General features: G+C 35.4%; 10 protein-coding genes. 2 read left to right on the top strand and 8 right to left on the bottom strand.

Features of this window, described 5'->3' with window-relative positions:
- Window positions 1-11: 11 nt before the first annotated feature.
- The 8 genes from HXZ74_RS07140 to mfd form a co-directional block, all read right to left on the bottom strand.
- On the bottom strand, window positions 12-1094 hold the full coding sequence (locus tag HXZ74_RS07140) for an NADH-quinone oxidoreductase subunit G (RefSeq protein ID WP_038333449.1): 1083 nt from the start codon (window positions 1092-1094) through the stop codon (window positions 12-14).
- Between the two features lie 7 nt (window positions 1095-1101).
- Entirely contained in the window at window positions 1102-2460 is a 1359-nt protein-coding gene (gene nuoF, locus HXZ74_RS07135) for an NADH-quinone oxidoreductase subunit NuoF (protein ID WP_038333361.1), read from the bottom strand.
- The gene (locus HXZ74_RS07130) at window positions 2460-2951 is read right to left on the bottom strand and encodes an NADH-quinone oxidoreductase subunit NuoE family protein (RefSeq protein WP_038333366.1); all 492 of its coding nucleotides are present in this window, start codon (window positions 2949-2951) and stop codon (window positions 2460-2462) included. The genes nuoF and HXZ74_RS07130 overlap by 1 nt, the downstream gene beginning before the upstream one ends.
- 15 nt (window positions 2952-2966) lie before the next feature.
- Entirely contained in the window at window positions 2967-4208 is a 1242-nt protein-coding gene (locus HXZ74_RS07125; protein WP_286474619.1) for an NADH-quinone oxidoreductase subunit D, read from the bottom strand.
- A gap of 2 nt (window positions 4209-4210) precedes the next feature.
- Window positions 4211-4750, bottom strand: a complete 540-nt coding sequence (locus HXZ74_RS07120; protein ID WP_286474616.1) for an NADH-quinone oxidoreductase subunit C — start codon at window positions 4748-4750, stop codon at window positions 4211-4213.
- 9 nt (window positions 4751-4759) lie between these two features.
- A complete protein-coding gene (locus HXZ74_RS07115) occupies window positions 4760-5332 on the bottom strand; it encodes an NADH-quinone oxidoreductase subunit B (protein WP_038333376.1) in 573 nt (190 codons plus the stop codon).
- A gap of 29 nt (window positions 5333-5361) precedes the next feature.
- On the bottom strand, window positions 5362-5727 hold the full coding sequence (locus HXZ74_RS07110; RefSeq protein ID WP_286474614.1) for an NADH-quinone oxidoreductase subunit A: 366 nt from the start codon (window positions 5725-5727) through the stop codon (window positions 5362-5364).
- A 227-nt stretch (window positions 5728-5954) separates the two neighbouring features.
- Complete coding sequence (gene mfd / locus HXZ74_RS07105; protein ID WP_286474610.1) at window positions 5955-9323, bottom strand: transcription-repair coupling factor; 3369 nt, start codon at window positions 9321-9323, stop codon at window positions 5955-5957.
- 482 nt (window positions 9324-9805) lie between these two features.
- Here mfd and ilvD point away from each other — a divergent pair, with 482 nt between their 5' ends.
- Window positions 9806-11497, top strand: a complete 1692-nt coding sequence (gene ilvD, locus HXZ74_RS07100) for a dihydroxy-acid dehydratase (RefSeq protein ID WP_280061888.1) — start codon at window positions 9806-9808, stop codon at window positions 11495-11497.
- The gene (gene ilvB / locus HXZ74_RS07095; RefSeq protein WP_286474607.1) at window positions 11430-13190 is read left to right on the top strand and encodes a biosynthetic-type acetolactate synthase large subunit; all 1761 of its coding nucleotides are present in this window, start codon (window positions 11430-11432) and stop codon (window positions 13188-13190) included. The genes ilvD and ilvB overlap by 68 nt, the downstream gene beginning before the upstream one ends.
- Window position 13191 lies beyond the last annotated feature (1 nt).

Here is a 13191-nt window from a genome sequence, read left to right as displayed (position 1 = left end):
TTTACGAATGATTAATCTTTAAAATCTTTACTTGTTGCTGGTCCATCAATTTTAGATAAATCACGATTTGGTTCATTTACTTCTGAAACCGAGTGAATATCTAATAAAATTTTTGGATCGCGTTTGATCACTTTCGGAAGTGTTTCTTTTGGCTCCACTTTATTCTCAAAGTAATGACCTTGACGAACAACAGAATCTTTAGAAATTTCTGATGGTTTTTCTAACGTCCAATCGTTGATATCTTTTTTATCGAAACGACATGTGTTACAAATCCAATCTTTTACTTCGTTAAATTCATCTTTACGAGCTGTTACACGGAAAACTTCATTTCCACGGAACCACACTTGTGCTTTACCTGAACAAGTAGGGCAATCGCGATGAGCATCAACTGGTTTCAAGAACCAAACACGATTTTTGAAACGGAACGTTTTATCTGTTAAAGCTCCAACTGGACAAACATCAATAATATTTCCGATGAATTCATTATCTAAACTTTTGTTGATATGCGTTGAAATTTCAGCATGATCTCCACGATTCATTACGCCATGTTCACGACAACCTGTGATCTGATCTGCAGTTTTTACACAACGATAACATAAAATGCATCGGTTCATGTTCAACTGAATATTTGGACCTAAATCTTCTTTTGGGAATGTACGACGATCAAATTCGTAACGCGTTGCTTCTGCTCCGTGCTCGTAACTTAAATCTTGTAACTTACATTCTCCTGCCTGATCACACACAGGACAATCTAAAGGGTGATTGATTAATAATAATTCAACAATCCCTTTACGTGCCTCAACTGTACGCTCAGATGTTTTATTGCCTACAACCATTCCGTCCATAACTGTTGTACGACAAGACGGAACCAATTTTGGCATTGGACGAGGATCTGCTTCACTACCTTTTGATACTTCTACCAAACACGTTCTACAGTTTCCTCCTGTATTTTCTAATTTACCGTAGTAACACATCGCTGGAGGTGCTACTTCTTTACCAATCATACGAGCGGCTTGAAGGATCGTTGTTCCCGCAGGTACTTCAATCGTTTCGTTATCGATGGTAACTTTAAATAATGGTGTTTCTTCTGCCATCTTCGTATTAATTTGCGGTTTCTTTAATTTCGATTGGATCAGCATAATGAGCTAAACCAAAATTACGCGTCAAACATTCTTCTGGATTGTTGATATGCCATTCAAACTCATCACGGAAGTGACGAATTGCCGCTGCAACTGGCCAAGCCGCTGCATCTCCTAATGGACAAATTGTATTTCCTTCGATTTTACGTTGCACATCCCATAACAATTCGATATCAGACATTTTTCCTTTTCCTTCATCGATTCTTTTCAAGATTTTCTCCATCCAACCTGTTCCTTCGCGACATGGTGAACATTGTCCACACGATTCGTGACGATAGAAACGAGCTAATGTATAGGTATGATAAACAACGTCTTGATCTTCATCTAACACAATAAATCCTCCAGAACCCATCATTGTTCCTGTTTGGAAACCTCCTTCTGATAAACTTTCGTAATTCATATAACGAGGTTTACCTTCGGCTGTTTTTAACAATAAGTTTGCTGGAACAATTGGCACAGAGCTTCCTCCAGGAATACATGCTTTAAGACGTTTTCCATTTGGAATTCCTCCACAATATTCATCTGAATAAATAAATTCTTCAACCGTAATGGTCATATCAATTTCATAAACGCCTGGTTTATTAATATTACCACAAGCTGAAATTAATTTTGTTCCTGTTGAACGTCCAACTCCAATTTTAGAATACGCTTCTCCTCCAATCTCAATAATTGGAACAATTGCAGCAATTGTTTCCACATTATTTACAACCGTTGGTCTTCCCCATAAACCTTTAACAGCTGGGAAAGGCGGTTTTAGACGTGGATTTCCACGTTTACCTTCTAACGATTCTAACAATGCCGTTTCTTCACCACAGATATAAGCTCCACCCCCACGTTGAACATAAATTTCGCAATCGAAACCTGTTCCTTGAATGTTTTTTCCTAACCAACCTGCAGCTTTTGCTTCGTCGATTGCTTCTTCTAAAATTTCTGCAACCCACGCATATTCTCCACGGATATAAATAAATGATGTATTAGAACCTAAACAAAATGATGAAATCAAAACTCCTTCTATTAATAAATGAGGAATATATTCCATCAAGAAACGGTCTTTGAACGTTCCTGGTTCAGATTCGTCTGCATTTACCACTAAGTGTCTTGGAACACCTTCTGGCTTTGCCAAAAAGCTCCATTTCATTCCAGTTGGGAAACCTGCACCACCACGACCTCTTAAACCAGAAGTTTTTACTTCTTCTAAGATTTCATCAGTTGTCATTTTAAATGCTTTTTCAGCATTTGCATAACCTCCGTTTTCGCGATAAGCTTGGTAATGACGAATACCTGGAACATCAATATTTTTTAACAGTAATTTTTGTCCCATTATGCTAATTTTTTCAATTCCTCTATTAATTCGTCTACTTTCTCGATCGTTAAATTCTCACGATAGGTTTTTCCTAACTGTAGCATTGGCGCGTAACCACATGCTCCTAAACATTCAGCTGGTTTTAATGTAAATAAACCATCTGCCGAAGTTCCACCAGCCTCGATATTTAATTTTGTTTTGATGTGCTCGATAATTTTGTCTGAACCTCTTAACATACAAGGTCCTGTTTGACAAACTTCTAACACAAATTTCCCTACAGGATTTAAGTTAAACATCGAATAAAATGAAGCTACTTCGTAAACTTCTACTGGTAAAATATTCAATACTTCTGCAACATAATCTAAATGAGGTGTGTCTAACCAACCACCAAACTCAGCTTGTGCCACATGAAGCAAAGGAATCAATGCACTTTGTTTTTTATCCTCTGGATAACGTGCAATGATTTTATCTACTTTTTGTTGTGTCTCTTCTGAAAATTGAATTGCCATTTTTAATAATTTTTATTAAGCATCTAATTCTCCAGCGATCAAATTCAAACTACTCATTGTAATAATAGCATCTGAAATCATTGATCCTTCGATCAATTCTGGATAAGCTTGATAATAAATGAAACAAGGTCTACGGAAATGTAAACGGTATGGCGAACGTCCACCATCAGAAACGAAATAATAACCCAACTCACCATTTGCGGCTTCGATTGAATTATAAATTTCTCCTTTTGGCATATCTACCTCTCCCATAATAATTTTGAAGTGATAGATTAACGCTTCCATTTTTGTGTAAACATCTTTCTTTAGTGGTAAATAGAAGTCTGGAGCATCAGCATGATATTGCGTTGCTTCTTCTCCTTCTAATGCATCAATCTTTGCAATTGCTTGTTTGATGATGCTTAAACTTTGCCACATTTCTTGACCACGAACTAAGAATCTATCATAACAATCTCCCGTTGTACCAACTGGAATATCGAATTCGAATTCTTCGTAACGAGAATATGGTTTCGCTACACGAACATCATAATCTACACCAGCTGCACGTAAATTTGGTCCTGTGAAACCATAATTTAATGCACTCTCAGCCGAAATTCCTCCAACTCCTTGTGTACGATCCATAAAAATACGGTTACGTAAAAATAAGTTTTCAAACTCTGTTAAGACATCTGGAAACTCTCTCACGAAACGATGAATTTTTGTCCATGCAACTTCAGAAAAATCACGTTCAAAACCACCTATACGACCAATATTTGTTGTTAAACGAGAACCACAAATTTCTTCGTAAATCTCATAAATCAACTCGCGATATTTCATCATATAAAGGAATCCTGTAAATGCTCCTGTATCAACACCCATAATCGAATTACATACGATATGATCTGCCATACGAGCCAATTCCATAATGATAACACGCAAATAAGAAACTCGTTTTGGAACTTCAATTCCAACGAATTTCTCAACTGTCATGTGCCAACCTAAGTTATTTAACGGCGCCGAACAATAGTTCAAACGGTCTGTTAAAGGTGTAATTTGGTACAAAGGTTTGCGTTCAGCAATTTTCTCAAAAGCACGGTGAATATACCCAACTGTAGGAACCGCAGATTTGATGATTTCACCATCAATCTCTAAAATATTTTGAAATACCCCATGTGTTGCAGGATGCGTAGGCCCTAAGTTTAAGGTAATTGTGCTTTTTTCTAACGAACCATCTGGAAGATCAAGATGCTTTAATTTTTTAGTTTTCTCTTTTCCCATGGTTAATTTGCTTTTACATTAAAACCTCCATAATTGAAATCACCACCACGACCAAACATATCGTCATCTTTGTCTTTACGCGTTTGATCCTCTAATGGGAACTCTTTGCGTAATGGATGATAATCCATTTCTGGAACATTCATGACACGAATCAAATTTGGATGTCCTACAAAATCAACTCCATAGAAATCATACGCTTCACGCTCTAACCAGTTAGCCGTTTCGAATAATTTAGTTGCTGTAAAAATCGAAGGTTTATCGATCGGTAAAGCAAATTTTAATCGAACCTCAACTCCTTCGTATAGATTATAAACTAAATAGGTTACAACCAATTCTTCTCCAACATTATTAGGATAATGAATAGCTGTTAAATCCTTCAAAAATTTGAAAGATAATTGCTCATCATCATATAAATATTGTAAAATCTTTAGATTGAAATCTTTATTAGCGTATAAAGTCAATACACCGAAATGCTCTTCGTATCCGTATATATTTTCTTGAAACTTCTGAACCAAACGGTCTTTTATAAATGAATTGTCCATTATTTCAACTTATTTAATTCCATAACTTGCTAAAAGTTGTTGATATTCTTCGCTACTTCTACGACGAACACTTTCGCTCTCTACCAACTCCTGAATACGCATTACACCATCGATAATTGCTTCTGGACGAGGCGGACAACCTGGCACATAAACATCTACTGGAATTACTTCATCAATTCCTTGTAAAACCGAATATGTATCAAAAATTCCTCCCGAACTTGCACAAGCACCAACAGCAATTACCCAACGAGGTTCTGCCATTTGTATGTAAACTTGCTTCAGAACAGGCGCCATTTTTTTAGAAATTGTACCCATTACCATCAACAAATCGCACTGACGAGGCGTAAAAGCCAAACGTTCAGATCCAAAACGTGCCAAATCATATGTCGAACCCATTGTCGCCATAAACTCGATTCCGCAACAACTTGTCGCAAATGGTAAAGGCCAAATAGAGTTTTTACGCGCTAATCCAACTACTTTTGATAGTTGCATCGCCATAAAACCTTCACCTTCAAAACCACCTGGAGACTCTACAATCTTCACATTGGTATTGTGTGTTACTGGTCTTTTATTATGAATCATTATACTATTATTTTAGAATTTTAATCGCTCTATTTTTCCCAATTAAGAGCTCCTTTTTTGCGTACATACAAGTACATCACAAAGAATAATCCAACGAATGTTACAACTGCTGCAAAACCTTCCCAACCTAATTCTTTAAAATTCGCTGCATACGGGTAAAAGAAGATCACCTCTACGTCGAATAACACGAATAAAATGGCTACTAGGAAGTATTTAATTGCAAATGGCTGTCTTGCATTTCCTACTTTCTCAATCCCAGACTCGAAATTCTCTAATTTTTCGTCTGTTTTTCTGGACGGTCCAAGCAAATGTGTCGCAACGATAGTACCCGTTACAAACGCAAAAGCAACCACAAAAAGAATGAGAATAGGAATATAACTTGATGCTGTTTCCATAACTACTTTACTATTTTTCCAACTAATATTTTATCGATAAAAATAATAATAAAATATCATATTATTTATGTAAATTAGTTTTCAGCTAGTTATAGTTCTTTATATGATAAATTATATATCATTTATCTATATCGGAAGTTTGATGATTGAATAAAAAAAGGAGGACTAACAACTTGGTCAATTCTCCCTATGTATTTTATTAGATTACTAATTAAAACTTAAAAAAGTTAATGAATTAATAAATTTTGTAGATTTTGCAGTGCTTCATGCACAGTTTTGATATGTTCAAATCGTACTAACAATGTTGGATACTCTTCTCCTTTTTTGGGTGATTTTTCCTTAAAACTGATGTTTTTAGGGTTATTTTGAACGTAATTTAAAATTAATCTAAATTCGTCTGACTGATAAAATTCGCTTTGTGGTTTATTAATAAAATAAGCCAATAAAACTCCATTTTTCATCACCAAGCGTTCGAAACCTAATTTTTTACTGATCCATTTCAATTGAATTGATTCCAATAAATTTTCGGCTTCAATTGGTAATTTTCCGAAACGGTCAATCAAATTATTTTTAAACGTTTGTAAATCTGTTTCAGTTTCGATATCAGCTAATTCTTTGTATAATAACAAACGTTCTTCCGAACTTTCAATGTATTCATCTGGGAACATAATCTGTAAATCTGAATCAATTTGTACATCCGAAACATAGGATTTTACTTCTCCCGATTTTTGATCTTCGAACAAATCTTTGAAATCTGTTTCTTTCAATTCTTCAATTGCTTCATTCAAGATTTTTTGATACGTTTCGAAACCAATATCCATCATAAATCCTGTTTGTTCAGCACCTAAAAGATTTCCCGCTCCACGAATTTCTAAATCTTTCATGGCAATATTAAATCCAGAACCTAAATCAGAAAACTGCTCAATTGCTTGCAAACGTTTACGCGCTTCGTCCGTTAAAACCGAAAGTGGCGGCGCAACCAAATAACAGAACGCTTTGCGGTTACTACGACCAACACGCCCACGCATTTGATGCAAATCTGCCAAACCGAAATTCTGCGCATCATTAATTAAAATCGTATTCGCATTCGGAACATCCAAACCAGATTCGATAATCGTTGTTGATACAAAAACATCATATCGACCATCAATAAAATCGAGCAATACAGCCTCTAATTCTTTTCCATCCATCTGTCCATGACCAATCGCCACACGCGCATCAGGAACTAATCGTTGCACCATTCCTGCAATATCTTTCAACGATTGCACACGATTGTGAATGATATAAACTTGTCCGCCACGCTGCATTTCGTACATAATCGCATCACGGAAAATCTCTTCATTGAAACCAACCAATTGCGTATCGACAGGTTGTCTATTTGGTGGAGGAGTTTTGATGACCGATAAATCTCGCGCAGCCATCAACGAGAATTGAAGTGTACGCGGAATTGGCGTTGCAGTCAACGTTAATGTATCAATATTTTCGCGAAGCGTTTTCAATTTATCTTTTACACCAACACCAAATTTATGCTCTTCATCCACAATTAATAAGCCTAAATCTTTGTACTCAATTTTTGGATTAACCAATTGATGCGTCCCAATCACAATATCAACTTGACCAGATTTTAAACCATCTAAAACGGCCTTTTTCTTTGCTCCTGTTACAAATCGATTGAGATAAGCAACTTTCACAGGCAAATCTCGTAAACGCTCTGAAAATGTTTTGAAATGTTGAAAAGCCAAAATCGTTGTTGGAACCAAAACAGCAACTTGCTTTCCATCTACTGCAGCTTTCATCGCCGCACGAATCGCGATTTCCGTTTTCCCGAAACCTACATCACCACAAACCAGGCGATCCATCGGGCGTTCAGATTCCATATCAGCTTTCACATCTTGCGTCGCTTTGTACTGATCGGGCGTATCTTCATAAATAAAAGAAGCTTCCAACTCATTTTGCAAATACGTATCAGGCGAATACGCAAAACCTTTTCTGGCACGACGTTTCGCATATAATTTAATCAAATCGAAGGCAATTTCTTTTACTTTCGCTTTGGTTTTATTCTTTAAATTTTTCCAAGCTGGCGAACCAAGTTTCGAGATTTTTGGCTCAGCGCCATCTTTTCCTCTAAACTTCGCAATTTTATGCAACGAATGAATATTAACGTACAAAATATCATTATTTTGATAAATCAATTTGATTGATTCTTGCGTTACGCCATTATTATTCAACCGTACCAAACCGGCAAATTTTCCGATTCCATAATCGATATGCGTCACAAAATCACCAACTTGCAACGAATTGATTTCCTTTAGCGTAATCGCTTCTTTTTTGGAAAATGAATTTCGAAGATTGAATTTATGATAACGTCCAAAAATCTGATGATCGGTATAACATGTTAATTTGATTTCTTCATCAATGAAACCTTGATAAATAGAACCCAAAACTGGAATATATGAAACCTCTTTTCCAATATCTTCAAAGATTTCTTCGAAACGTTTGATTTGTGTTTCACTTGAACAAATCAGTGCATTTTTGAAACCTTCTGTTTTGTGTTCATTCAAATCATCAATTAATAATTCGAATTGCTTGTTAAAACTTGGTTGAGGTTTGAATGGTGATTCTATTTCTTCAACAGTTTCAAAATAAGACTTCATCGAACACTCAATTACACCAAAAGATGAAATTTGTTGAAGAAAACCATTTTCATTCAAAAATAATTGATTCGGTTCCGCTTGTTTAATTTCTCCTTTTAATTCAGAAAAAGCAGACTCAGCTTGTTCAAAATTCTTAGTAATTTGTTTTGCTAAAACAGAAATATTTTTGGCGATGATTAAACTATCTTTTGAAATATATTCTAAAAAACTCTCTCGCTTTTCATTAATCGATTTACTTTCGAGATTCGGAATAATCGTAATTTCTTTTGTCGTTGCAATAGACAATTGATTCTCGATATCAAACGTTCTAATGGTTTCCACCTCATCACCAAACAATGAAATACGATAAGGATGTTCATTTGAAAATGAAAAAACATCAATAATTCCACCACGAATCGAGAATTCTCCTGGTTCGGAAACAAAATCAACGCGATGAAAATTATAAGAAGATAAAACTTCCGTTAAAAAATCAATTCCCAAATCATTTCCAACCTTTACTTTAAGCGTATTTGTAGAAAGCGCTTTTTTTGTCACCACTTTTTCAGACAACGCTTCTGCGTACGTCACCACAATTTTTGGTCGTTTAGAGTGCGATAACACATTTAAAACCTCCGTTCTAATGACAACATTCGCATTATTTACTTCCTCAATTTCGTAAGGACGCTTGTAAGATGACGGGAAAAATAAAATTTGTTCTTTATCAAACAAAGTTTCCAAATCATTCAACACATAAGCCGCTTCTTCTTTATCATCAAAAATTAGAATCGTAGGACGCGCAACACGATCATATAAATGACCTGTTAAAATGCTCAATCCTGAACCTAAAAAACCTTTGATATTGACTTTATGCTGTGGATTATTTTTAAAATTGACAATAAGCTTCTGTACGAAATCTGAAGAATCGTATAAGCTAAAAACGTTGTGAATAGTTTTCTGTTCCAAAGTTTTGCAAATATAAAATTTTATAAACTTATTTTTAAACAATCTTCAAAAAAAGCAATGTTAAAATGCGAATTTTCAATTAATGAAAATTTTTCGGAAAATTTATAAAAAAAGTTGAGCTAAGTTAAAAAAATTAATCCTAGCTTTGATTTATCAAAAAAAGAAAATGAAATTAGTTCACAACATTATCAACTTGATTATTTTAGTCATTCTTATTCCTAGGAGTGGTAATTAGTTGTGTACATACAAAATAACAATTAAAGCCACTTCTTAACGAGGTGGCTTTTTTTATGGAAAAAAATTAATTAAACAATATTATGCAAAACAATTTCGTCATTATTATCATTATTATTTTAGTCTTGGTCTTACGATTAGGAAAGGTGGTTTTATGACGAATTTTTTGAACGATTTTTTATGAGCCACCTTTATTCAAGGTGGCTTTTTTTATGTTTTTAATACAAACAAATGTCAAATAAACAGTGATGAAAAACAACAACGAAGCACTAAACAAACACAGCCGAACCGTAACGCAAGATGACACTTTACCCGCGTCACAAGCGATGTTACATGGGATTGGCCTAACGAACGAAGACCTAAAAAAACCACTAATCGGAATTGCAAGTATGGGATACGATGGAAATACTTGCAATATGCATCTGAATCAATTTGCGCAGTTGGTACAAGACGGAATGAAAGCCGAAAACCTAATCGGATTGAAGTTCAATACTATCGGAATTAGCGATGGAATTACCAACGGAACTTCTGGAATGCGCTACTCTTTGGTAAGTAGAGAAATCATCGCAGATTCTATCGAAACTGTTTGTGCAGGACACTTTTACGATGGCGTAATCACAATACCAGGTTGTGATAAAAACATGCCTGGATCGATTATGGCAATGGGACGTTTGAATCGTCCTTCGATCATGATTTATGGTGGAACAATTGCTCCTGGACACTACAAAGAAGAGGAATTAAACATTGTTTCTGCATTTGAAGCATTAGGTAAAAAATTAAACGGAAATCTTGATGACAAAGATTTTTGTGGAATCATTCAGAATGCATGTCCTGGTCCAGGTGCTTGCGGCGGAATGTACACAGCAAACACAATGGCAGCGGCGATTGAAGCAATGGGAATGAGTTTACCTTATTCATCTTCTTATCCTGCTCTTAGTCAAGAAAAGAAAAACGAATGCACAACTGCGGCGCATTATCTAAGAATTTTATTAGAAAAAGATATTAAACCAAGTGATATCATCACGAAGAATTCTTTAGAAAATGCCATCAAAACGATTGTTGTTTTAGGCGGGAGTACAAATGCTGTTTTGCATTTATTAGCGATTGCCGCTACTATGAATATCAAATTATCATTAGACGATATACAAGCAATCAACGATAAAACACCTGTTATAGCAGATTTGAAACCAAGTGGAAAATACTTGATGGAACATTTGAGTAAAGTTGGTGGCGTTCCTGCTGTTTTAAAATATATGTTACAAGAAGGATTAATCGATGGAAGTTGTTTAACAGTTACTGGAAAAACATTAGCAGAAAATTTAGAGTCAGTTCCTGATTTAGATTTTACGAAACAATATATTATTCGTCCATTATCAAATCCTGTAAAAGAAACTGGACACTTACAAATGCTTTACGGAAACCTTGCTCCAGGCGGATCAGTATCGAAAATATCTGGAAAAGAAGGTTTTTATTTTAAAGGAAAAGCACAAGTTTTTAATAGTGAAGTTGAAGTTTTAAAAGCAATTGAAGATTTAAAAATCAAAGCTGGAAGCGTTATCGTCATTCGAAACGAAGGTCCAAAAGGAGGTCCTGGAATGCCAGAAATGTTGAAACCAACCTCTGCCATCATCGGCGCTGGATTGGGAGATAAAGTCGCTTTAATTACTGATGGACGATTTAGTGGCGGAACGCACGGATTTGTCGTCGGTCACATCACACCAGAAGCTTTTGAAGGAGGTCCAATCGCATTAGTCGAAAATGATGACCTCATCGAAATTGACATCAACAAGAATGAATTGAATCTTTTGGTTGATGAAAAAACATTAGAAAATCGAAAAAATAACTGGAAACAACCCGCATTAAAAGTAAAAAATGGAGTCTTATACAAATACGCAAAGCAAGTCGGAAACGCTTCAGAAGGATGTCTTACTGACCAATAAACCAACTCAAATTTCAGGTTCACAAGCAATTATTAATGCTTTATTAGCAGAAGGAGTTTCAACAGTTTTTGGCTATCCTGGTGGTGCAATTATGCCTATATACGATGCTTTGTATGACTACAAAGATAAATTAGAACACATTTTAGTTCGTCATGAACAAGGTGGTATTCATGCTGCGCAAGGTTATGCAAGAACTTCAGGAAAAGTAGGTGTAGCTTTTGCTACGAGTGGGCCAGGCGCAACGAATTTAGTAACCGGAATTGCTGATGCCATGATTGATAGTAATCCTATCGTATGTATCACAGGACAAGTTTTCGCTTCTCTTTTAGGAACGGATGCTTTTCAAGAAACTGATGTTATCAACATTACTAATCCCATCACGAAATGGAATTATCAAATTACTGATGCGGAAGAAATCAATGATGTTTTAGCAAAAGCTTTTCATATCGCACGCTCTGGAAGACCAGGACCTGTGTTGATTGACATTACAAAAAATGCTCAAATACAGCTTGTTGAAAAGAAAAAATATGAGAAATGCACTCATGTTCGCAGTTATAGACCAGAACCAGAAATAAGAACTGAATATGTAAAAGCTGCTGCTGAACTTATTAATCAAGCTAAAAAACCATTTGCGATTATTGGTCAAGGAATACTGCTTGGAAAAGCAGAACAAGAGTTAAAAGATTTCTTAGAAAAATCTGGAATTCCTGTAGCAACAACTTTAATGGGGTTAAGTTCTTTAGATACAGATCATCCACAATATGTTGGTTTATTAGGAATGCATGGAAATTATTCTCCGAATGTCAAAACAAATGATTGCGATATATTAATTGCTATTGGGATGAGGTTTGATGACCGCGTAACCGGACGTTTAGACAAATATGCAAAACAAGCGAAAGTGATTCATCTCGATATTGATCCAGCAGAAATTGGTAAAAATGTAAAAGTTGCTGTTCCTGTTTGGGGTGATTGCAAGAAAACGCTTCCATTATTAACAAATTTGATTGATCCTAATGACCACTCAGAATGGTTAAAAGAATTTAGAGATCTCGAAAAAGAAGAACGCACAGAAGTTATTGAGAAAGAATTCCATCCAACAACTGATGTGATGTCTATGGCTGAGGTTATTAATACATTAAATGAGTTAACAAACGGAGAAGCAGTTATTGTGACAGACGTTGGACAACATCAAATGGCGGCTTGCCGTTATGCGAAATTCAAAGATTCTAAACTTTTAGTTACATCTGGCGGATTAGGAACGATGGGATTTGGTTTACCTGCTGCAATTGGAGCATGGTACGGAGCACCTGAAAAAGACATTGTAATGGTTTGTGGAGATGGAGGTTTCCAAATGACGTTACAAGAAATGGGAACGATTATGCAATTCGGAGCTAAAGTAAAAATGTTAATTCTAAACAATAGCTTCCTTGGAATGGTTCGTCAATGGCAAGAATTATTCAACGATAAACGCTATTCTTTCGTAGATATTACAAGTCCAGATTTTGTTGCGCTTGCAAAAGCATATCAAATAGAAGGTCAAAAAATAGAGGCGAGAAATGACTTGAAAAATGCATTAAAAGAAATGTTAGAACATGATGGTTCATATCTTTTAGAAGTTATGGTAGGAAAAGAAAATAATGTATTTCCTATGGTAGAACAAGGTACAAGTGTTTCTGAAATTAGATTAAAATAAA

The organism is Empedobacter sp. R750, from assembly GCF_030324345.1.
Lineage (GTDB): Bacteria > Bacteroidota > Bacteroidia > Flavobacteriales > Weeksellaceae > Empedobacter > Empedobacter falsenii_C.
Note: the sequence above shows the minus strand (reverse complement) of the source record. Positions and strands in the feature narration are given on the sequence as shown.